The following is a 20,342-nucleotide window of genomic DNA, read 5'->3' on the forward strand; positions in this document are numbered from 1 at the left end:
CTGGCTAACATAGAGAGGAACGCGGCTTGGCGACAGGGGCGGACGCATTCGAAGCCATCGTTCTGGCGGCCGGATCGGGCGCCCGCTTCGGCGGCGGCAAGCTGCTGGCCCCCTTCGGCGACGGCGTGCTGCTGGACGGCGCCCTGGCCGCGGCCTTCGCCGCCCCGGTGTCGCGGGTCATCCTGGTGACGGGCGCTCGGGGCGAGGCGGTGGAAGCCGCCGCCCGCGCCTATGCGCAGCGGGCGGGCGAGGACCGCCTGCTGATCGTCCACGCGGAGGATCATGCCGAGGGCATGGGCGCCTCGCTGCGCCGCGCGGCGGCCGAGCTTTCCCCGGGCTGCGCCGGGGTCTTCGTGTTTCTCGGCGACATGCCGCGCGTGCCGGCGGCGGTGCTGGCGCCCTTGGCGGCGGCCGTGCGGGCCGGCGCGCCGGCTGCGGCGCCGGTCTTCCAAGGCCAGCGGGGCCATCCGGCCCTGATCGGCGCGAGCTTGCTGCCCCAGCTCGCGACGCTGCACGGCGACGCGGGGGCTCGCGCGATCCTGAAAGACCTTGGCCCCCGTCTGGCCTTGGTCGAAGCGGCCGACGACGGAGTGCTGTTCGATGTCGACACGCCGGGCGATCTCGACGCCGGGCCTTACCGGTAGTAATTTTTCCTACCGAAGAGGAGGCCGCCATGTCCAAGGTCGAAAAGGTTTCCGTCGCACTCACGCCAGAACTGCTCGAGAGCATCCGCTACGCTGTCGATTCCGGCGATTACGCCTCGTCCAGCGAGGTGGTGCGCGAGGCGGTGCGCGATTGGGTCGGCAAGCGCGAAGAGCGCGCCGCCAAGCTCGCCGACCTGCGCGCCGCGATCCAGGCCGGGATCGACAGCGGGCCGGCGCCGCACCATCGAACCGCCGAGGAGATCATCGCCGAGGGCCGGCGCCGGCTGGCCAACCGGGGCTGAGTCTTGACGAAACGCGTGTCGCGCAGCCGGGAAGCCGACGAAGACCTCACTGAGATCTGGGTCTATGTCGCGGCCGACAATCCACCCGCGGCTGATCGGATCATCTACGCCTTGCTCGACGCCGAACGCCGGCTTGCCGTCTTTCCGGAGTCCGGACGTTCGCGCGATGACCTGCAGCCGGGAATGCGGGCCTGGGTCGTCGGCTCCTATGTCGTCTTCTACCGCGTAACGCCCGACGCGCTGGAAATCGTCCGTATCCTGCACGGCGCCCGCGACCTCGGCGACACCCTTTCCGACCCCTAGCCCGCCGTCAGCTTCAGCCCGGCGATTCCGCCGGCGACCACCGCGACCAGGGCGATCCGGGGCACGCCCAGCGGCTCGCCGAACAGCAGGGTTCCTGCGGCGACCGAGCCGATGGCGCCGATCCCGACCCACACCGCATAGGCCACGCCTAGCGGCAGCACCTGCAGGGCGCGGGTCAGCAGCACCACGAACAGCGCCAGCAGCACTAGCGAGGCCGCCGCCCAGCCGAGGTTGCGGAAGCCGTCCGCCTTCTTGGTCGCGATCGCCCAGGCGACGTCCAGCAGCCCCGAGGCCGCCAGCATGATCCAGCCGGCCTGGGCGCTCACGATTGCGGCTCCAGGGCCGCGACCTGATCCAGGGCGCGGGCGAGGCCCGCCGCCACCTCGTTGGGCGCGCCGATCGTCGGCCCCACCGGGGTGAAGGTCACGTCGCTGAGGCCGATGAAGGCCAGGGCTTCGCGCAGGTAGGGCGTGGCCAGGTCCGGCCGTCCGCGGCTCGGCCCGAAGCGGTAGTCGCCGGCGCTGGCCAGCACCACGTGCACCGGCCGCTCGGCGAGCCGGGGCGAATAGCCGCTCGCCGGATCGAAGCTGAACGACAGGCCGGGCTGGGTGACGAGGTCGATGTAGTGCTTCAGCCGGTAGGGGATCGAGAAGTTCCACATCGGGGTGGAGATCACCACCTCGGCGGCGGCGTCCAGGTCGGCGACCAGCGCCTCGATCACGCTCCAGGCGCGCGCTTCGGCCTTGTCGTGCGGCTTGCCGGCCAGCCGCGCGTACTTGGCCGCCAGGGTCGCCCCGTCCATGTGCGGCAAGTCGGCGGCCCAGAGGTCCAGGCGGACCAGGCGCAGGTCGGCCCGATCGGCCAGGCGGCGGGCGACCAGCGCCTCGCCGACCCGTCGCGAACGGGAGTCCTCGCGTGGCGAGGCGTCGATGTGCAGCAGGACAGGCATGGCGGGTCTCCTCGAATGGAGACGCCAACCTATTGTCGCTTTGTCGCGAGGAAATATCTTGAAATGCGATCATAATTCGCATGAATGCGACACATGCTGGACCATGCCGACCTCGAGCTCATCGCCGCGCTCGCCGCCCACGGCGGTCCGCGCCGCGCCGCCGCGGCCCTGGGCGCGCATCCGGCCACCGTCTATCGCCGCCTGAAGGCCGTGGAGCAGGCGGCCGGCGCGCCGCTGTTCGAGCGGGTGGACGGCCGCTACCAGCCCTCGGACCTGGCGCGCGAGATCATCGCCGCCGCCGACGAGAACCGCACCCGCCTGGCCGAGCTGAACCGCCGCCTGTCGGGCGCGGACGTGCGGATGTCGGGAACCCTGGCCGCCACCACGACCGACTCGCTCGCGCCGTTGGCGCTTGAGGCGATCGCGCTTTTCCGTGAGGCCCATCCGCAGGTGCAGGTGCGACTGTCGGTCTCCAACGACTTCGCCGACATGGCTCGCCACGAGGCGGAGGTGGCGATCCGTCCGACCCGCACCCCGCCCGAGACCCTGGTCGGCCGGCGCGCAGCCGCCTTCGACTACGGCGTCTACGCCCGCCGCGGCGCGCCCGCCGCCTGGATCGCCCTGGACGACAGCCTGGCGGCCATCCCTGCCGCGCGCTGGCTGGCCGCCCGCTCCGGAGAGGCGGGCGTCGCCCTGCGGGTCAACAGCATGTGGGCCGCGGCCGAAGCCGCCGCCGCGGGGCTCGGCCGCGCGGTCCTGCCGTCATATCTGATCGAGGGGCGGCCCCTGGAGCGGGTCCAGGGGCCGATCCCGGAGATCGCCTCGCAGGTCTGGGTGCTGACCCACGAGGACCTGCGCCGCACGCCGCGCATCCGCGCCTTCGTCGGCTTGGTCGCCGACCACCTGGCCGCGCGCCTCGCCTAGGCGGTCTTCACCAGCGGCTGGCTGAAGCTCGGCTGGCCGGTGATGGCCAGGATCGCGTTGGCCACCGCCGGGCCGATCACCGGGGTGCCCGGCTCGCCGATGCCGCTGGGCGGATTAGCGGACGGCACGATGTAGGTCTCGACCTTCGGTGCTTCGGAATTGCGCAGCACGCGATAGGTGTCGAAGTTGGTCTGCTCGACCACCCCGTCCTTCAGGGTCACCTGGCCGTAGAGCGCCGCCGACAGACCATAGCAGGTGCCGCCCTCCATCTGGGCGGCGATCTGGTCGGGCGAGATCGCCGTGCCGCAGTCGACCGCCGTCACCACCCGGCCGACCTTCGGGACGCCGTTCTCCAGCTTCACCTCGGCGATCTGGGCGACGACCGAGCCGAAGCTCTCGTGCACCGCCACGCCGCGGGTCCATCCCGCGGGGGCCGGGGTTCCCCATCCAGCCTTCTGCGCGGCCAGGTCCAGCACCGCCAGGTGCCGCTTGGCGCCGGCCTTGGTGTAGAGGGCGCGGCGGTACTCCACCGGGTCCTTGCCGGCCTTGCGGGCCAGCTGATCGATGGTGTGCTCCATCACGAAGGCGGTGTGGGTCGCGCCGACCGAGCGCCACCACAGCACCGGCACCGGCGAGTCGGGCAACACCATCTGGGCGTCTACGATCGGCGTCGCCTTCAGATACGGCGAGCCGAGCGCGCCCTCGACGGCGGTGGCGTCCAGCTTCGGCTGGCCCATGGGCGAGCCCTTCATCAGGCTCTGGGTCACGACCCGTTGGCGCCAGCTGGCGGGATAGCCCTCGGCGTCCACCGTCACCTTCACGGTGTGGTGGGTGATCGGCCGGAAGTAGCCGGCCGCCATGTCGTCCTCGCGCGTCCAGACCAGCTTCACCGGCCGGCCGCCGCCGATCTTCTTGGCGATGTGCACGCACTCGGCCGCGTAGTCGGACTGGAAGTTCGCCCGCCGCCCGAACGAGCCGCCGGCGAACAGGGTCTCGATCTCCACCGCGCCCGGCAGCATGCCGACGATCTTGGCGGTGTTGAGCTGGTCGATGGTCGGGATCTGCGATCCGGTGGTCAGCTTGGCCTTGCCGCCGCCGATCTCGGCCACGCAGTTCATCGGCTCCATGGTGGCGTGGGCCAGGTACGGGAAGTCGTAGGCGACCTCCAGGGTCTCGCCCTTGGCCTGCGCGATGTCGCCGCGGGTCTCGAAGGCCTGCCACTTGGCCTTGTCCTGCGGCTGGGTCTTGCCCGAGGCCAGGTCCTTGTAGCTGGCCAGGATGGCGTCGGACGAGCGCTTCTCAGCCTCGTCCTCGTTCCAGGTGGCCTTGACCGCCTCGCGCCCTTTCTTGGCCGACCAGGTATCCTGGGCGACCACGGCCACGCCGCTGGGGATCTCGAACACGTCGACCACGCCGGGGACCTGCTTGGCCGCGGCCCCGTCGAACGAGGCGAGCTTGGCCCCGAACCGCGGCGCGTGCAGCACCATGGCGGTCAGCATGTTCGGCAGGTGGACGTCCTGGGTGAAGATCGCCGTCCCGGTCGACTTGGCGGTCGCGTCCTTGCGGCGCACGCGGTCGGTGCCGATCAGGGTGAAGGTCTTCGGATCCTTCAGGGTCGGCGTTTCGGGCGGAGTCGCCTTGGCCGCATCGGCGACCAGCTCGGCGAAGGTCGCCGACTTGCCGGAAGCATGGGCGACCAGGCTGTCCTTCACCGTGATCTCGCCGGCCGGCACGCTCCAGCGCTTGGCGGCGGCCTCGACGAACATGGCGCGGGCCGAGGCGCCGGCCTTGCGCAGCTGCTCCCAGCTGTTGGAGATCGCCGACGAGCCGCCGGTGCCCTGCGCGCCCATGCCGAGGTTGGCGTAGACCTTGGCGATGGCGGGGGCCTGCTCGACCTTCACCTTGCTCCAGTCGGCGTCCAGCTCCTCGGCGGCGATGGCCGCCAGGCCGGCATGGTTGCCCTGGCCGAACTCGATGTGCTTGGAGACGACGGTGACCGCGCCGTCCGCGCCGATCTTGATGAAGGGCCCGAAGGCGCCGAAGTCGGTCTTGGCGCCGATGGACAGGATGTCGGTCGGCGAGCAGGCGCCGACCACCAGGGCGCCGCCGACCACGGCCGCGCCGATGACGACATCGCGCCGCGTGGCGCCGGCGACGTCGGAGGGTTTCACGGGAGCGTTCATCGCAGGGTCTCCCTTCATGCCTTGGCCGGCTGTGCTGCCGGGGCGGCGGCGGGCGTCATGCCGGCCGCGTCCTTGATCGCAGCGCGCACGCGCTGATAGGTGCCGCAGCGGCAGATGTTGCCGTCCATGGCTCCGTCGATGTCGGCGTCGCTCGGCTTCGGCTTGGTCGCCAGCAGCGCCACGGCCGACATGATCTGACCCGACTGGCAGTAGCCGCACTGGGCGACGTCGTGCTTGATCCAGGCGGCCTGCACCGGGTGCGTCCCGCCCAGGCCCTCGATGGTGGTGATCTTGGCGGCGCCGACCGCTTCGATCGGGGTCACGCAGGCGCGGATCGCCTGGCCGTCCATCAGCACGGTGCAGGCGCCGCACTGGGCCATGCCGCAGCCGAACTTCGTGCCGGTCAGCTGCAGCTCGTCGCGCAGCACCCATAGCAGCGGCGTGTCGGGAGCGGCCTTCACGGTAAGGCTCTTGCCGTTGACGTCCAGGGTCGTGGCCATGGGTGGGATCCCTCCCGGTTCGATGTGAGCGTGCGCTCACCCTAACAGCGTTTAGATCGACCGGTAAAGTGGCTGCATGGGGCGCCGAACCATGGTTAGGCTAGGCGCCGCCCTCATCACCCGCCAGGAACGACCTTGGACGCATTTCCCGCCTTCTTTCCCCTGAGCGGCCGCATGGTGGTCGTGGCCGGCGAGGGCGAGGCGGCGCAGGCCAAGCTACGGCTGCTGGAGGGCTCGCCTGCCCAGGTCGTGCGCCTGACCGGGGCCGCCGCCGCCGATCCGGCCGCCTATGCGGGCGCGACCCTGGCCTTCGTGGCCAGCGCCGACGAGGCCTTTGCGACCGCCGCCGCCGCCGCGGCCCGCGCCGCTCATGTGCCGGTCAATGTCGTCGACCGGCCCCAGCTCTGCGACTTCACCACCCCGGCGGTGATCGACCGCGGCGAGGTGGTGGCCGCCATCGGCACCGGCGGCGCCTCGCCGATGCTGGCGACCCTGCTGCGCCATGACATCGAGCAGCGCGTGCCGGAGGGCGCGGGCCGGGTCGCGGCCCTGTTCCGCCGCCTGCAGGACGAGGTGCGGGCGGCCCTGCCCGACCTGCCGCGCCGCCGCGCCTTTCTGCGCCAGGCCTTGACCGGACCGGCCGCCGCCGCGGCGCAGGCCGGCGACATGGAAGCCGCCGCCGACCTCCTGCGCCAGGCGCTGGCCGAGGGCGTCGCATCGCTGGGGCGCGTCGCCTTCATCGACGGAACCGGACCCGTCGACCTGCTCAGCCTAAGGGCGGTGCGCGCGCTCGCCGCCGCCGACCAGATCGCCGCCGATCCGGGCGTGGACGCGGCGGTCCTGGACCTCGCGCGCCGCGACGCCGAGCGGATCGCCCCGCAGGCCGTCGCCGCTGCGGCTCAGGCCGGCCTCGCCGTCGTCCGCATCGTCGCGGGCGCGCCGACGCCCGCCGAGCTGGCGGCCCTGGCCGCCGTCGCCGTCGAAATCCTGCCGGTCGCCGCTCCGTGAGCCACCTGACGCCTGACGATCTCCAGGCGCTGGCGTTGTCGCTGAAGGTGGCGCTGACCGCGACGCTCTTCGGCCTGCCGCTGGCGGTGCTCGTGGCGCTCGCCCAGGCCCGCGGCCGTTTCGCCGCTCGCGTCGTGCTGGACGCTCTCGTCACCCTGCCGCTGGTCCTGCCGCCGGTCGCCACCGGCTTCTTCCTGCTGCTGCTGCTTGGCCGGCGGGGCGTCGTCGGCGCCTGGCTCGAGAAGATTGGAATCGTCTTCGCCTTCGACTGGACCGGGGCGGCCCTGGCCGCCGGGGTGATGGCCTTTCCGCTGATGGTGCGGCCGATCCGTCAGGCGCTGGAGGCCGTCGACCGCGAGGTGGACGAGGTGGCGCGCACCCTGGGCGCCGGCCCCGTCACCCGCTTCTTCCGCGTCACCCTGCCGCTCGCCGCCCCCGGCGTGGCCGGCGGAGCGATCCTCGGCTTCGCCAAGGCGCTCGGCGAGTTCGGCGCGACCATCACCTTCGTCGCCGCCATCCCGGGCGAGACCCTGACCATGCCCTCGGCGATCTATGGCGCGACTCAGTCGCCCGGGGACGAGCCGCGCGCCCTGGCGCTCTGCCTGGTCGCGGCGGCCGTTGCGATCCTCGCCGTGCTGGCCTCCGACGCGGTCGGCCGCTGGGCGGCGCGCACCGCCCAGGGCCGCGCCTGACCCTCAGGGCGTGCAGGGCCGTCCGCCGTTGTCGAACAGCCCGTCGTCCCGCTCGATCAGCCCGTTCCTCACCGTGAAGAAGTCGGCGATCGGAACCTCCATCCCGGCCGCGGCGCTGCGCACGCGAAAGCGCACCGCCACTGTTTCGCCCTGCGTCACCACCTCGTCCAGCGTGACCGCCAGGTCGGGCAGGGCCGCGAACAGCGCCCGATAGGTCCGCTCGACCTCGGCCAGTCCCTCCCGCGGCGCGCAGAAGTTCGAGGCGGTCAGCCGCGCCTGCGGGGCGTAACTGGCGATCACTCCCGCCAGGTCGCGGCGGTTCACCGCAGCGAACTTGGCGCGGACGACCGCCTCGGGCCTGGTTTCCGCCGCCCCGGCCGCGCCCGCCGCCGCCAGCCACAACGGCAGGATCCACAGGGGTTTCATAAGAAAGCCTCCCTTCATTGACGCCGCCAGTCTGGCCGACCGGCGCGTCGCCGGCCCGGACCGGAATCCGATATCCTTCCGATGGCAGGCCGATGATAATTATACCCGGGTAATATTGACTCGGCTTTTTATCGGGGTGAAAAGCGGCGCGAAGGAGCCGCCCCATGTCTTTTCCCGCCGACCTGCCCGCGGTTCGCCGCGCCACGCTCGCCGCCTTCGGCACGGCCGAGATCGAGTCCGCGCGGCCGCTGGGCGGCGGGCTGTCGGGCGCCGGTATCTTCCGAATCCGGGTGGGGGGCGTGCCATACCTGCTGCGCATCGAGGGCGAGCGCGACGCCTTCCGCGACCCGGCCCGCGCCTATGCCTGCATGCGGATCGCCGCGGCGGGGCTGATCGCCCCGCGGGTGCGCTACGCCGACCCGCAGGACGGGGTGGCGATCCTGGAATTCATCGAGGAACGCTCGTTGCTGCTCGACTACCCAGGCCAGCGCGAGGACCTGATTGTCGAGGCGGTCCAGACGGTCCGCGCCCTGCACGCCGGCCCGCCGTTTCCGCCCTTGGTCGACTATCTCGACGGGATCGACGCCCTGATCGGTCAATTCCAGGCCCGCGGCCTGGTCGCGCCGGCCGCGACCCATGAGCTCTTCGCCCTCTACGGCGTCCTGCGCGCGGCCTATCGCACCGCGCCGCAGGACAGGGTCGCCAGCCACAACGACCTCAACCCGCGCAACATGCTCTACGACGGCCAGCGCCTGTGGTTCGTGGACTGGGAATCGGCCTTCCTCGCCGACCGCTTCGTCGACCTGTCGTGCCTGGCCAATCTCTTGGCCGACACCCCGGCGCGCGAAGAGCTGCTGCTGGCGACCTATTTCGGCAAGGTGGACGAGGTTCACCGCGCGCGGCTCTACCTGATGGCCCAGGTGAACCACCTGTTCTACGGCCTGGTGATGACCAACGCCGTGGCCTCGCGCGCGCAACTGCCGAGCCTCGACGGGCCGGCGCTGGCCGAGCTGCACCAGGCGCTAATCCTGGGCGAACCGGTGCTCGACACCGACGAAGGCCGGTTCGGCTACGTCCGCGCCCGCCTGGCCCAGGCGCTGGAGGGTCTGCGTTCGCAGCGGTTCGAGGCGGCGTTGGCGGTGGTCTCGGCGCGATCTTGAAGTGTCCGCAAGCCGCGCAGCGGCTGTCCGGGACCCATTGACGCCGACCTGGCTCAAAGGGGCGAAGGCCTCTGCCGCATTCGGCGCGATCCGGTGTTCATGGATCCCAGTCTTGCTTCGCAAAAAGGGATGACAGCGGGGATCACTGGTCCAGCGGCCGCCCCTTCGTCTCGGGCAGCAGCAGCAGGCAGGTGACGACCGACAGCGCCGTGAACGCGACAGGGTACCAGAGGCCGGCATAGATGTTCCCCGTCGCCGCCACGATGGCGAAGGCGGTGAACGGCACGAAGCCGCCGATCCAGCCGGTGCCGATGTGATAGGGCAGGGACATGGCCGTATAGCGGATGCGGGTCGGGAAGAGCTCTACCAGGCAGGCGGCGATCGGGCCGTAGAGCGCGGTGGCGGCGATCACGAAGATCATCAGCACCCCGAACGCCCCGACCAGGTTCATGCGCGCCGGGTCGGCCTTGGCCGGATAGCCGGCGGCGGCCAGGGCGGCTTTGATCTCCCCCTCGACCTTGGCCTTGGCGGCCTTGGCCGCGTCGCCGGTCAGGCCCTTGGCGCTGGCCGAGGCGACTTCACTGGAACCGACCCTCACCTGGGCCGGCGCACCGGCGGCGCCGACCTCGTTGGAATAGGAGACGCCTGCGCTCGCCAGCGCGCTCTTGGCGATGTCGCAGGACGAGACGAAGGCCGTCTTGCCGACCGGATCGAACTGCAGCGAGCAGTCGGACGGATCGGCGACCACCACCACCGGCACGCGCGCCTCGGCCTCGGCCAGCGCCGGGTTCAGCGTCTTGGCCAGCATGTGGAAGCCGGGGAAATAGGCGACCAGCATCAGGGTCATGCCCAGCAGCATCACCGGCTTGCGGCCGATCCTGTCCGACAGCCAGCCGAACAGGACATAGCCGATGGCGCTGACCGCGGTCGCCGACAGCATCAGCAGGTTGATGGTCTCGGGCGCGACCTTCAGGAACCGCTCGATGAAGGTCTGGACGTAGAAGAAGGCGGTGTACCAGACCGCCCCCTGGGCCGACATGATCGCCGCGAGCGCCAGCAGCACGATCTTCAGGTTCTTCCACTGGCCGAAGGCCTCGGCGTAGGGCGCCTTGGAGGCGGTCCCCTCGGCCTTCATCTTGGCGAAGGCCGGGCTTTCCGACAGCTTCAGCCGCATCCAGATCGAGATGGCCAGCAGGCCGGCCGAGAACAGGAACGGGATGCGCCAGCCCCAGGCGTCGAAAGCCTCTGGGCCGAACATCTCGCCGACGATGACCCGGCTGGCCAGGATCACCATCAGCGCGCCGAACAGGCCCATGGCGGCCGAGGTCTGCACCCAGCCGGTGGCCCAGCCGCGGCGGTCCGGCGGCGCGTGCTCGGCGACGTAGATGGCCGCCCCGCCGTACTCCCCGCCCAGGGCGAAGCCCTGGATGATCCGCATCAGCACCAGCAACGCCGGTGCGATCAGCCCGGCCTGGGCGTAGGTGGGCAAGAGGCCGATGGCGAAGGTCGCCCCGCCCATCAGCACGACGGTGACCAGAAAGGCGCCCTTGCGGCCGGCCTTGTCGCCGATCCGCCCGAACACCAGCGCGCCCAGCGGGCGGAACAGAAAGCCGGCCCCGAACAGGGCCAGGGCGGCGATATAGCCGGCGGTCTCGGGCAGGCCCGAGAAGAAGGTCTTGGAGATGACCTGGGTCAAGCTGCCGAAGACGAAGAAGTCGTACCATTCGAACGCGGTCCCGGCCGAAGAGGCCGCCACCACGGTGCGCAAGGACGCAGGTTGCTTGCCGGCCGGCGTCTCCACGGCGACTTCCGCCATTCTTGTCTCCCCCCAAGTCGGAAGAAGGTCTAACGCGGCGAACGGCGTTGTGGGAAGGGGCGGTCTAATTCCTCCCCCAAGAGGAGGCGCAAATCGGAATCCGGCCTACGCCACCGCGGTCTGCGCCGCGGCGTCGTCCTCCAGCGGCTGGGCGGCGAGCCGGGCGATCTCGGTCAGCAGGGCGGCCGGCGAGATCGGCTTGCCGACCACGCCGTCCATGCCGGCGTCGAGGTACGAGCGCCGCTGGTGAGCCAGCACGTTGGCGGTGAGGGCGACGATCGGCGTGGCGGCGGCGGCTCCGCCCAGGGCCCGGATGCGCCGCGCGGCCTCCAGCCCGTCGATTCCGGGCATCTGCACGTCCATCAGGATCAGGTCGAAGGCGCCGCGCGCAGCGGCCTCCACGCCCAGCAGGCCGTCGGCCGCGGTCTCGACGTCGGCGCCCAGGTTCTGCAGCAGCTTGGTGGCGATCATCCGGTTGGTCGGATTGTCCTCGACGACCAGGACGCGCAGGCCGTTCAGCCAGTCCTCGGTGCTCTCCTCGACGATCGGGGCCGCCTCGGTCCGGGGGGCCAGGACCTCCATCCAGAACACCGAGCCGACGCCTTCGGTCGAGGCGAAGCCGACGTCGCCGCCCATCATCCGCGCCAGCCGCTGGGTGATCGACAGGCCCAGCCCCGAGCCGCCGAACTTGCGCGTGGTCGAGGCGTCGCCCTGATCGAAGCGCTGGAAGATCCGCGGCTGCACCGCCTCGGGAATGCCCACGCCGGTGTCGGCGATCTCCAGCCGCAGCATCGGCCCGGCCTCGCCGTGGCGCAGGGCGGCGCGAACCGTCACCTGGCCTTTCAGGGTGAACTTCACCGCATTGCCGATCAGGTTGAACAGCCCCTGGCGCAGGCGCACCGGGTCGCTGATCACCCAGCCGAGGTCGTCCGGCGCCTCGACCACCAGCTTCAGGTTCTTGGCCTCGGCCTGCGGTCGCAGCAGCCGCGCGACCCCCTCGATCAGCGCCTTGGGAGCTACCGGCTCTGGGGCCATCTCCAGGTGCCCGGCCTCGATCTTCGAGAAGTCGATCACGTCGTTCAGCAGTTCGGCCAGCATGTGGCCGCAGGACAACGCCTCGTCCAGCATCCGCCGCCCGTCCGCCGACAGGGCTTCGGACTTGAGCAGGTGAAGCACGCCCATCACCCCGTTCATCGGAGTGCGGATCTCGTGGCTCATATTGGCCAGGAACGCCGCCTTCGCTTCGTTGGCCGACTGCGCCGCGCGCTGGGCGGCCATCAGCTCCAGTTCCTGGCGCTTGCGCTGGTCGAAGTCCTGAACCAGGCCCACGCCCCGCAGCCACCTGCCCTTACGGTCGGTCGACAGGTGGTGGAAGACGCGGATCCAGCGCTGCTGGCCGTTGGGCGTCAGGGCGCGGGCCTCGAAAGCCTCTCCGGGCGCGCGCTTGCCGTCGCGGATGTCGCGGAACGCCCCGCGCACATGCTCCAGATCGTCCTCGTGGAAGCGCGGGAACTGAAGGGTCTGAGCCTCCTCGTAGCCGGCGGCCGTCTTGCCGACCAGCTTCTCGAACTCCGGGCTGGCCCAGAAGGTCTTCTGCACGTGGTCGATCTCGTAAACCCCGGCGTCGGCCGCGTTCAGCGCCAGCTTCAGTCGCCGTGCATTGACCTCGGCCTCGCGTCGGGCCTCGGCCAGCGGGGTGATGTCGTCGACATAGCAGACCACGCCCTGGACCCGGCCGCGGGCGTCGCGCCACGGCCGCGCTTCCCACCGGAACCAGCGCTTGTCCCCCTTCACGTCGGCGAAGCGGTGCTCACGGGCGCGGACCACCTCGCCGGACAGCGCGCGGGTCTGGGCCGAGATCAGCTGCCGCGGGGCCTTGGCGAAGGCCTCGCCCAGGGTGCGGCCGATCGGGTCCTGGTCGGGCAGGGTGAAGGCGCTGCGCCAGGCGTCGCTGACCACCATGCAGCGCAGCTGGCGATCGAACATGGCCACCCCGAAGGGCGAACTCTCGACAAGCTGCAGGATCTGCTGGCGGCTGCGCAGCGCGGCGTCCCGTGCCTCGATCAGTTCGGTGATGTTCTGAGATACGCCGCGCAGGGCGTAGGCGCCGCCGGGCCGCGGCTCGGTCTGGAAGGTCACGCGCCAGTGCGACCAGCGCCCGGCCTTGGTCTTCATCCGGTGCTCGAACGAACGCGATTCCCCGCGCACGATGCCGGCGATGAACTGCTCCTGCACCCACGCGCGGTCGGCGGGATGCAGGATGTCCTCGAACTGGGCGCCGCTGGCGATGTCTTCGGACGAGTAGCCGGTGATGGCCAGGATGTCGCGCGACCACTCCACGCGGTCGTCGTCCGGCTCGTAGGTCCAGGTGCCGATGCCGGCGGCCTGGGACAGCATGCGGCTGGTGCGTTCGGCCTCGGCCAGCCGCGCCTCGCGCGCTCGCTCCTCGGTGGCGTCCCGCATGACGCCGATCACCTCGCCGGCCTGGGTGAGCTGAGCCCTGCCCTCGAACCAGCGCCAGCCGCCGTCCTTGGTGCGGATGCGCGAGGCGTGGTCGCTATAGCCGAACTCGGCCAGCCGCTGCAGGTGCGCCTCTATGCTGGCGTTCTCGTCCGGATGGATGAAGTCGCGGGCGAACTGGCCGACGATCTCGGCCTCGGCCCAGCCGGTCTCGCGGCGGAACGCCGGGTTGATCAGCTTGAACGTCTTGTCCGCGCCGATGACGAACATCACGTCGCGGCTGTTCTCGAACAGCCACTCGGTTATCGCCGCCGTTTCCTGCGGTGTTCGCTGCGCGGTCATCCACGCCCCCCGGAAAGTTCGGCGGGATGCGTAACATTGGTCGGTAAACGTAACGTTTTGGCGTGCGAAATTCTGCGCGCGATGGTTGCGATGCTAAAACCATCGCGCGCAGCGCTATTTTCCTTCGCCTAGAAGGCGTTTTCGCCGGTGATGGCGCGGCCGAGGATCAGGGCGTGCACGTCATGCGCGCCTTCGTAGGTGTTGACGGTCTCCAGGTTCGCGGCGTGGCGCATCACGTGATAGTCGCCGGAAATGCCGTTGCCGCCGTGGATGTCGCGGGCCTCGCGGGCGATGGCCAGGGCCTTGCCGCAGTTGTTGCGCTTCATCAGGCTGATGGCTTCCGGGACCCAGGCGCCCTGGTCGAGCAGGCGGCCCAGCGCCAGCGCGCCCTCGAAGCCCAGCGCGATCTCGGTCTGCATGTCGGCCAGCTTCTTCTGGACCAGCTGGCGCGCGGCCAGCGGCTTGCCGAACACCTTGCGGGTCAGGGTGTACTCGCGGCTGGCGTGCAGGCAGAACTCGGCCGCGCCCATCGCGCCCCAGCTGATGCCGTAGCGGGCCTTGTTCAGGCACGAGAACGGCCCGCGCAGGCCGGTGACGTTCGGCAGCATCTGGTCTTCCGGCACGAACACGTCGGCCAGAGCGATCTCGCCGGTGATCGAGGCGCGCAGCGACAGCTTGTTCTCGATCTTCGGCGTGGTCAGGCCTTCCGAGCCGCGATCGACCAGGAAGCCGCGGATCACCCCGTCCAGCTTGGCCCAGACCAGGCAGACGTCGCTGATCGGGGCGTTGGTGATCCACATCTTGGCGCCGTTCAGCACGTAGCCGCCGTCGACCTTCTTCGCCACCGTGCGCATCGAGGCCGGGTCCGAGCCGCCGTCGGCCTCGGTCAGGCCGAAGCAGCCGACGATCTCGCCCCGGGCCATGCCGGGCAGGTACTTCATCTTCTGCTCTTCCGAGCCGAAGGCGTAGATCGGGTACATGACCAGCGAGGACTGCACGCTCATCGCCGAGCGATAGCCAGAGTCGACCGCCTCGATCTCGCGGGCGATCAGGCCGTAGGCGACGTGGCTGACGCCGGCGCCGCCGTACTGCTCGGGCAGGGTGGCGCCCAGGAAGCCCAGCGCGCCCATCTCGGTCATGATCTCGCGGTCGAAGCGCTCCTCGGCGAACGCCGAGACCACGCGCGGCAGCAGCTTCTCGCGCGCGTAGCTGCGGGCGCTTTCCCAGACCATCCGCTCTTCCTCGGTGAGGCGCGCGGCCAGGTCCAGCGGGTCTTCCCAGTCAAAGGTCTTGGCGGGCGAAGCGGTGTCGAGCGCCATGGCGCGGTCTCCCTTGGAACGATTTGGGGCCTTATGGCTCCATTTCCGGCGGGCCGCTACGTTCTAGAGGTCGGCCCACATGCGCAGCAGGTTGTGATAGGCGCCGGTCAGCGAGACCAGTTCCGGCGCCCCGGCCCCGACCTTGCCGGCCAGCTGCTGGATGGCGATGTCCATCTGGAACAGCAGGGTGCGCCGGGCGTCCTCGCGCACCAGGCTCTGGATCCAGAAGAAGCTCGACGTGCGGGCTCCCCGGGTGACCGGCGTCACCTGGTGCAGGCTCGAAGCCGGATAGAGGATCATGTCGCCGGCCGGCAGCTTGACCTCGTGGACGCCGTAGGTGTCCTCGACCAGCAGCTCGCCGCCGTCATAGTCCTCCGGCTCGGTCAGGAAGAGCGTGGCCGACAGGTCGCTGCGGATGCGCACCGCCCCGTCGCGGCTCTGGCGGACCGAGTTGTCGACGTGGGTGGCGAAGGTCTGGCCGCCGGCGTAGCGGTTGAACAGCGGGGGAAAGACTGTCTGGGGCAGGGCGGCGGTCACGAATAGCGGATTGGCCGACAGCGCGTCCAGGATCGCTTCGCCCGCCGCCTTGGCCGCCTCGCTCGCCTCGGGAAGCTGCTCGTTGCGCTTGGCCAGGGCCGACTGCGCGCCGCTGGTGGCGTTGCCGTCGATCCAGTCGGCCGCGTCGATCATCGCGCGGATCTGAGCGACCTGGTCCTTGGTCAGCACCTGGGGGATATGCAGCATCATCGCGGGTGACCTTAGTTCGGCTGGGGCGGAATAGAAGAGGCCCCGCCTTTTGGGGGCGGGGCCGGCCTCGTGAGCATTTCCGCCGAAGTGGACGCCGGTTCGGCGGAGAGATGCGCGAAATCCAAAGAGTCCTGAGCAAGATCCGACCGGATCGGATCTTGCTCAGGCGCGCCTGCTTCTCGTTGGGGGAGGTCAGAAGCGGGCGTTGAGGGTCAGGATCGCCTGGCGGCCGGCGCCGTAGTCGGCGTGGTGAACCCCGTTGGTGCGGGCGATGTAGTCCTCGTCCGTCACGTTCTGGATGTTCAGCTGCAGGTCCATGCGCTCGTTGATCCGGTAGCCGGCGTAGAGGTCGAAGCGCCAGTAGGCCGGGGCGAAGACCCGGTTCGTCCCGCCGCCCGCGCCGCCCTGGTTGCCGCCGTAGCTGTCGGAGACGTAGTACGCGCCGCCGCCGAAGCTGAAGGCGTCGGTCAGGCTGTAGGTGGTGAACAGGCTGAAGGTGTGCTCGGGCGTGTTGGCCAGCTTGTCGCCCTGGTTCACGCCGTTATAGGCGCCGCGGACCAGTTCGCTGTCCATGTAGGTGTAGCCGCCGAACACCATCCAGTCCGGGGTGACCCGGCCGGTGACGCCGATCTCCAGGCCCTGCACCATGGCCTCGCCGACCTGGGCGTAGACGCCGCTGGCGATCTGGATCTGGGCGTTCTCGCGCTTCATGTGGAAGATCGCCGCCGAGGTGGACAGGCGTTCGCGGAAGAAGGCCCACTTCACGCCGACCTCGGTCGAGGTGACCTCTTCCGGGTCCAGCAGGGTGTTGGCGAGGTTGCCCGTGCCCGTGCCGCCTGCGGTGTTCTGGTCGCCGCCGGCGATGGTCGGCGGGGTCGAGGACGTGCCGTACGAAACGTAGATGCTGCCGTTCGGGGTCGGCTTGTAGACCAGGCCCGCCTGGTAGTTGGTGAAGCTCCAGTCGCCCTCGCGCGGGGTGATGGTGGTCGCGCTGATCACGCCGTTCGCGCTGGTGACGGCCACGTCGCGGCCCTTCACCGAATACTCGTCGTGGCGGATCCCCAGGTTCAGCAGCCACTTGTCGCCGAACGAGAGGGTGTCGAAGGCGTAGACGCCGACGGTCTTGGTGTAGTTCACCGACGGGTCGGGGCGCACGATGCGGCCTTGCCAAGGATCGCCCGGGTTCGGGGCGAAGACGCGGGTGCAGTCGCCGACGCCGGCCGTGGTGGCGTTGTTGGTGAACCCCGCCGGGCAGGCCGCGCCGGCCGTGGTGTAGATGACGTAGGCGGCGTTCTCGTTGGTCTCGCGCGACAGCTCCAGCCCGACGTCGTAGCTGTGCTCGATGCCGCCGGTTTTGAACTTGCCGTAGAAGTCGGTGACGTTGGCGACAGTGGTCGCCTCGTTCCAGCGGCTCTTGGTGCCGCGCTTCATCCACCATTCGCCGGCCACGAACTGGGCCGCGCCGCCGTCGCCGGGATTGGTGACGACATAGTCGTTCAACGTCTTCGAGTAGCGGAACACGTTGCGGAAGGTGATCGCCTCGTTGATGTCGTGCTCGGCGATCAGGGTGAAGATGTCGGCCTTGGTCTTCTGGTAGTCGCGGGCCGACAGGCCATAGAAGGCGTCGCGCGGCACGTTCAGCACCCCGCTCTCGTTGGTGCGCGGCACGCCCGGCAGCTTGGTGAACAGCGGCACGCCGTAGTCGGGCATGTCGTTGCGGTCGAGGTGATAGTAGCTGGCCGTGACGCGGGTGTCGGTCCCGATGCCGACCGCGCCGGCCAGCGCCACGCCCCAGGTGTCGAAATCGACGACCTTGCGGCCGGGGACGTCGCCCTGCGAGCCCATCAGGTTGATGCGGATCGCGCTGGTCTCGCCGACCGGCAGGTTGGCGTCGACCGCCCCGCGCAGGTAGCTGTCGGTCCCGACCCGGGCGGTCACCGTGGTCGACTCCGTCAGGTTGGGGCGCTTGGTGGTCAGGTTGATGCTGCCGCCGCCGGACCCACGACCGTTATAGGCGCTGTCGGGGCCCTTGATGACTTCCACCTGCTCCAGGTTGAACAGGTCGCGGACCTGGCCGCCGGTGTCGCGCACGCCGTCGACGAAGACGTTGTTGCCCGAGGCCTGGCCGCGGATGAACGGGCGGTCGGCCAGCGGCTGGCCGCCTTCGCCGGCGCCGAAGGTGATGCCCGGCGAGGTGCGCAGAATGTCGCTCAGCGAGGTCGCGGCGGTCTGGTTGATGATCTCCTTGGGGATCACCGTGACGCTGCGCGGCGTGTCGATCATCTGCGAGGTGTACTTCGGCGAGGTCGGCTGCAGGGCCGCGCGGCCCTCGACCTGGACGCCGGAGACCTCGGTCGCCGCATCCGCCGCCGCGTCGTCGGCCAGCGCCAGTTGCGGCGCCAGCGCCAGCCCGGCCACGCCCGCCACCGCCGCCGGGGTCAGCGCCTTGCGCGCATAGGCCCTGACGCCGTTCGTCCGCCGCTTGTCCACTTATCGCCCCTCGTCGTCTTCTAAGAATGAAACTGCGAGGCGTTCTTAGTTTCGAGGCTCGAGCAAGGCAATGAGAATTAGTCGCAACTAAGTCGATTGTTGCGCGGATGCGTCACCGGCGCCGCTCCGTCGCGGCGTCAGAGGCTTTTATCGACGGCGTCTCGCAACCACGGCCCAGGTCCGGCTGTTTCACGATCAGGAGCAAGCAAGCCCATGACCGAAGTCAGCCTGACCGATATCGCCCGGCCGTTCCTCTGGATCGCAGCCGTTTCCTTCACGGCCGGCTTCGCGGGCTACGTGGCGCTCGCCCCGCACTTGCCCGCCTTCTAGGCCCCTCGGGCGACGAACCAGCCGTTGCGGAAGCCGTCGGCGGCCTTGCCATAGGTGAAGTCCGCGCCCTCTGGCGTCTTCACCTGGCCGCCGGCCGCCTCCAGCACCGCGTGTCCGGCCGCGACGTCCCACTCCATGGTCGGGCCATGGCGTGGATAGATGTCGGCGCCGCCCTCGGCGATGCGGCAGAACTTGATCGAGGAATCCATCGGCTCGCGCAGATCGAAGCCGTACTGCTCCGCCAGCTTCACCGCGACCTCTTCCTTCATGGTGTGGCTCACCAGCGCCACCGCCGCGCCCTTGGGCCAGGGCCGGACCCCGACCGGCGCGGCCCCGCCGCCGCCGGTGCGCTTCATCGCCTTGCCGCCTGCGGTGAACCAGGTCTCGCCGGTCGCGGGGGCGCAGACCGCGCCGGCCACCGGGCGGCCGTTCTCGATATAGCCGATATTGACCGTGAAGTTCGGGTCGCCGCGTACGAAAGCCTTGGTCCCGTCCACCGGGTCGACCAGGAAGAACCGCGGCCCCACCGCATCGGGTGTGCCGAACTCGCTGGCGTCTTCCTCGGAGATCACCGGGACGTCGGGGAAGAGCGCGCCCAGCCGCTCCAGGATCAGCGCCTCGCCGCGCTGGTCGGCCTCGGTCACCGGGCTCTCGTCGGCCTTGCGGAACACCTCCAGCTCGGAGCGCCAGAGCGGCAGGATCAGGACGGCGGCCTCTTCGCAGATGTCCGCCAGGACTTCGCCCATCTCGCGGCTCATCGGGCGCCTCGCGGGTCGTCGGCGACAAAGACCAGGGCGACGACGGCGGCGTCGATCACCTGTTTACCCGAATGCTCGAAATTCACCGTCACTTTGCGTCCCGCGACCGACTGCACCTGGCCCAGACCCCAGTCGCCTTCGGTCGGGTGCCTGACCAGCACGCCGGGCTCGAGGAAGGGATCAAGGGGGCTCATCCCTGGTTCTCTAGAGTGGAGCGGCGCGTTTGCCAAAGCGCCAAATCAGGACAAGTTCGCGAGTAAAATGATCGACGGCGCCCAGATGACCGATATCACCCCCGAAACGGCGTCAGAGCCCAAGGGCCCGCCGCGCACCGCCGAAGTGGCCGCCTATCTGGCCGCGCGCATGTGTCACGACTTCATCAGCCCGGCCAGCGCCATCGTCTCGGGCCTCGACCTGCTCGACGATCCCAGCGCCCAGGACATGCGCGAGGACGCCATGAACCTGATCGCCGGCTCGGCGCGCAAGCTTGCCGACCTGCTGGCCTTCACCCGCGTGGCCTTCGGCGCCTCGGCCTCGGCCGAGACCTTCGACCCGCGCGAACTGGAAAAGCTCGCCCAGGGGGTCTTCAACCACATGCGCGCCGAACTCGACTGGCAGGTCGAGGCGAGCGCCGTGAACAAGCCCGCCGCCCGCGCCCTGATGAATCTCGCCCAGATGGCCGGCGCCGCCCTGCCGACCGGCGGGACGGCCAAGGTCCGCGCGGTGGCCCAGGGCGCCACCATCGCCATCGCGGTCGAGGCGGTCGGCGCCAAGGCCCGCCTGCGTCCCGAAGTCCTCGGCGGCCTGCGCGGCGAGCCGATGGGCGAGGGGCTGCACGGCCACTGGGTCCAGGCCTACTACGTCCACCTGTTCATGGGCGACGCTGGCGGCCGCGTCTTCGCCGACGTCGGCGAGGAAAAGGTCACCTTCGCGGCCACCGTTCCGGCCTGAGCACCTTGCGCGAGGCAGGGGCGCCCCACACCTGAAGC

General features: G+C 70.2%; 20 protein-coding genes. 8 read left to right on the top strand and 12 right to left on the bottom strand.

Features of this window, described 5'->3' with window-relative positions; genetic code table 11:
• The first annotated feature begins 26 nt into the window (after positions 1-26).
• Genes ACE3T2_RS07355 through ACE3T2_RS07365 form a run of 3 tightly spaced genes read left to right on the top strand, consistent with a single transcriptional unit; the run spans position 27 to position 1,249 of the window.
• Complete coding sequence (locus ACE3T2_RS07355; protein ID WP_374656249.1) at positions 27-644, top strand: NTP transferase domain-containing protein; 618 nt, start codon at positions 27-29, stop codon at positions 642-644.
• A 29-nt stretch (positions 645-673) separates the two neighbouring features.
• The gene (locus tag ACE3T2_RS07360) at positions 674-946 is read left to right on the top strand and encodes a type II toxin-antitoxin system ParD family antitoxin (RefSeq protein WP_374656251.1); all 273 of its coding nucleotides are present in this window, start codon (positions 674-676) and stop codon (positions 944-946) included.
• A gap of 3 nt (positions 947-949) precedes the next feature.
• A complete protein-coding gene (locus ACE3T2_RS07365; protein ID WP_374656253.1) occupies positions 950-1,249 on the top strand; it encodes a type II toxin-antitoxin system RelE/ParE family toxin in 300 nt (99 codons plus the stop codon).
• On the opposite strand, the gene ACE3T2_RS07370 is transcribed toward ACE3T2_RS07365, so the two are convergent.
• Positions 1,246-1,575, bottom strand: a complete 330-nt coding sequence (locus tag ACE3T2_RS07370) for a multidrug efflux SMR transporter (RefSeq protein WP_374656255.1) — start codon at positions 1,573-1,575, stop codon at positions 1,246-1,248. The genes ACE3T2_RS07365 and ACE3T2_RS07370 overlap by 4 nt on opposite strands.
• Positions 1,572-2,198 carry an FMN-dependent NADH-azoreductase gene (locus ACE3T2_RS07375; RefSeq protein WP_374656257.1) on the bottom strand — a complete coding sequence of 209 codons (627 nt, stop codon included), beginning with the start codon at positions 2,196-2,198 and terminating at the stop codon, positions 1,572-1,574. Before ACE3T2_RS07375 ends, ACE3T2_RS07370 begins: the two co-directional genes overlap by 4 nt.
• Before the next feature lie 93 nt (positions 2,199-2,291).
• On the opposite strand from ACE3T2_RS07375, the gene ACE3T2_RS07380 reads away from it, so the two are divergent.
• On the top strand, positions 2,292-3,122 hold the full coding sequence (locus ACE3T2_RS07380; protein WP_374656259.1) for a LysR family transcriptional regulator: 831 nt from the start codon (positions 2,292-2,294) through the stop codon (positions 3,120-3,122).
• Here ACE3T2_RS07380 and ACE3T2_RS07385 read toward each other — a convergent pair.
• Both ACE3T2_RS07385 and ACE3T2_RS07390 read right to left on the bottom strand, forming a co-directional pair.
• Complete coding sequence (locus ACE3T2_RS07385) at positions 3,119-5,305, bottom strand: molybdopterin cofactor-binding domain-containing protein (protein ID WP_374656261.1); 2,187 nt, start codon at positions 5,303-5,305, stop codon at positions 3,119-3,121. The genes ACE3T2_RS07380 and ACE3T2_RS07385 overlap by 4 nt on opposite strands.
• Positions 5,306-5,319: 14 nt before the next feature.
• Positions 5,320-5,805 (bottom strand): (2Fe-2S)-binding protein, encoded by a 486-nt coding sequence (locus ACE3T2_RS07390; RefSeq protein WP_374656263.1) that lies wholly within the window; start codon positions 5,803-5,805, stop codon positions 5,320-5,322.
• A 135-nt stretch (positions 5,806-5,940) separates the two neighbouring features.
• Here ACE3T2_RS07390 and ACE3T2_RS07395 point away from each other — a divergent pair, with 135 nt between their 5' ends.
• Positions 5,941-6,813, top strand: a complete 873-nt coding sequence (locus ACE3T2_RS07395; RefSeq protein WP_374656265.1) for a bifunctional precorrin-2 dehydrogenase/sirohydrochlorin ferrochelatase — start codon at positions 5,941-5,943, stop codon at positions 6,811-6,813.
• Positions 6,810-7,505 carry a molybdate ABC transporter permease subunit gene (gene modB / locus ACE3T2_RS07400; RefSeq protein ID WP_374656267.1) on the top strand — a complete coding sequence of 232 codons (696 nt, stop codon included), beginning with the start codon at positions 6,810-6,812 and terminating at the stop codon, positions 7,503-7,505. Before ACE3T2_RS07395 ends, modB begins: the two co-directional genes overlap by 4 nt.
• 3 nt (positions 7,506-7,508) lie before the next feature.
• Here the strand turns inward: modB and ACE3T2_RS07405 are convergent, their stop codons facing one another.
• On the bottom strand, positions 7,509-7,931 hold the full coding sequence (locus ACE3T2_RS07405; protein ID WP_374656269.1) for a nuclear transport factor 2 family protein: 423 nt from the start codon (positions 7,929-7,931) through the stop codon (positions 7,509-7,511).
• A gap of 164 nt (positions 7,932-8,095) precedes the next feature.
• Here ACE3T2_RS07405 and ACE3T2_RS07410 point away from each other — a divergent pair, with 164 nt between their 5' ends.
• Positions 8,096-9,091, top strand: coding sequence for a phosphotransferase (locus ACE3T2_RS07410; protein WP_374656271.1), 996 nt, complete (start codon positions 8,096-8,098; stop codon positions 9,089-9,091).
• 142 nt (positions 9,092-9,233) lie between these two features.
• Here the strand turns inward: ACE3T2_RS07410 and ACE3T2_RS07415 are convergent, their stop codons facing one another.
• The 7 genes from ACE3T2_RS07415 to ACE3T2_RS07445 form a co-directional block, all read right to left on the bottom strand.
• Positions 9,234-10,907: an MFS transporter gene (locus ACE3T2_RS07415; protein ID WP_374656273.1), complete on the bottom strand. Its 1,674-nt coding sequence runs from the start codon at positions 10,905-10,907 to the stop codon at positions 9,234-9,236.
• Between the two features lie 105 nt (positions 10,908-11,012).
• A complete protein-coding gene (locus tag ACE3T2_RS07420) occupies positions 11,013-13,709 on the bottom strand; it encodes a PAS domain S-box protein (RefSeq protein ID WP_374656275.1) in 2,697 nt (898 codons plus the stop codon).
• A gap of 128 nt (positions 13,710-13,837) precedes the next feature.
• The gene (locus tag ACE3T2_RS07425; protein ID WP_374656277.1) at positions 13,838-15,028 is read right to left on the bottom strand and encodes an acyl-CoA dehydrogenase; all 1,191 of its coding nucleotides are present in this window, start codon (positions 15,026-15,028) and stop codon (positions 13,838-13,840) included.
• 63 nt (positions 15,029-15,091) lie between these two features.
• Positions 15,092-15,775 carry a Fe2+-dependent dioxygenase gene (locus ACE3T2_RS07430; RefSeq protein WP_374656279.1) on the bottom strand — a complete coding sequence of 228 codons (684 nt, stop codon included), beginning with the start codon at positions 15,773-15,775 and terminating at the stop codon, positions 15,092-15,094.
• A gap of 192 nt (positions 15,776-15,967) precedes the next feature.
• Positions 15,968-18,265 carry a TonB-dependent receptor gene (locus ACE3T2_RS07435; RefSeq protein WP_374656281.1) on the bottom strand — a complete coding sequence of 766 codons (2,298 nt, stop codon included), beginning with the start codon at positions 18,263-18,265 and terminating at the stop codon, positions 15,968-15,970.
• 326 nt (positions 18,266-18,591) lie between these two features.
• Complete coding sequence (gene cysQ, locus ACE3T2_RS07440) at positions 18,592-19,353, bottom strand: 3'(2'),5'-bisphosphate nucleotidase CysQ (RefSeq protein ID WP_374656283.1); 762 nt, start codon at positions 19,351-19,353, stop codon at positions 18,592-18,594.
• Positions 19,350-19,547: a DUF3553 domain-containing protein gene (locus ACE3T2_RS07445; RefSeq protein WP_374656285.1), complete on the bottom strand. Its 198-nt coding sequence runs from the start codon at positions 19,545-19,547 to the stop codon at positions 19,350-19,352. The genes cysQ and ACE3T2_RS07445 overlap by 4 nt, the downstream gene beginning before the upstream one ends.
• 85 nt (positions 19,548-19,632) lie before the next feature.
• Between ACE3T2_RS07445 and chpT the strand changes: the two genes are divergently transcribed.
• Positions 19,633-20,304 (top strand): histidine phosphotransferase ChpT, encoded by a 672-nt coding sequence (gene chpT / locus ACE3T2_RS07450; protein WP_374656287.1) that lies wholly within the window; start codon positions 19,633-19,635, stop codon positions 20,302-20,304.
• Positions 20,305-20,342 lie beyond the last annotated feature (38 nt).

This window comes from Phenylobacterium sp. (genome assembly GCF_041919955.1).
Lineage (GTDB): Bacteria > Pseudomonadota > Alphaproteobacteria > Caulobacterales > Caulobacteraceae > Phenylobacterium.

Coding starts and splice junctions, on each gene's coding strand:
- ACE3T2_RS07390 (WP_374656263.1), bottom strand. CDS start 5,805: ATGGCCACGACCCTGGACGTCAACGGCAAGAGCCTTACCGTGAAGGCC.
- ACE3T2_RS07405 (WP_374656269.1), bottom strand. CDS start 7,931: ATGAAACCCCTGTGGATCCTGCCGTTGTGGCTGGCGGCGGCGGGCGCG.
- ACE3T2_RS07425 (WP_374656277.1), bottom strand. CDS start 15,028: ATGGCGCTCGACACCGCTTCGCCCGCCAAGACCTTTGACTGGGAAGAC.
- cysQ (WP_374656283.1), bottom strand. CDS start 19,353: ATGAGCCGCGAGATGGGCGAAGTCCTGGCGGACATCTGCGAAGAGGCC.
- ACE3T2_RS07380 (WP_374656259.1), top strand. CDS start 2,292: ATGCTGGACCATGCCGACCTCGAGCTCATCGCCGCGCTCGCCGCCCAC.
- ACE3T2_RS07420 (WP_374656275.1), bottom strand. CDS start 13,709: ATGACCGCGCAGCGAACACCGCAGGAAACGGCGGCGATAACCGAGTGG.
- ACE3T2_RS07385 (WP_374656261.1), bottom strand. CDS start 5,305: ATGAACGCTCCCGTGAAACCCTCCGACGTCGCCGGCGCCACGCGGCGC.
- ACE3T2_RS07430 (WP_374656279.1), bottom strand. CDS start 15,775: ATGATGCTGCATATCCCCCAGGTGCTGACCAAGGACCAGGTCGCTCAG.
- ACE3T2_RS07445 (WP_374656285.1), bottom strand. CDS start 19,547: ATGAGCCCCCTTGATCCCTTCCTCGAGCCCGGCGTGCTGGTCAGGCAC.
- ACE3T2_RS07410 (WP_374656271.1), top strand. CDS start 8,096: ATGTCTTTTCCCGCCGACCTGCCCGCGGTTCGCCGCGCCACGCTCGCC.
- ACE3T2_RS07375 (WP_374656257.1), bottom strand. CDS start 2,198: ATGCCTGTCCTGCTGCACATCGACGCCTCGCCACGCGAGGACTCCCGT.
- chpT (WP_374656287.1), top strand. CDS start 19,633: ATGACCGATATCACCCCCGAAACGGCGTCAGAGCCCAAGGGCCCGCCG.
- ACE3T2_RS07360 (WP_374656251.1), top strand. CDS start 674: ATGTCCAAGGTCGAAAAGGTTTCCGTCGCACTCACGCCAGAACTGCTC.
- ACE3T2_RS07415 (WP_374656273.1), bottom strand. CDS start 10,907: ATGGCGGAAGTCGCCGTGGAGACGCCGGCCGGCAAGCAACCTGCGTCC.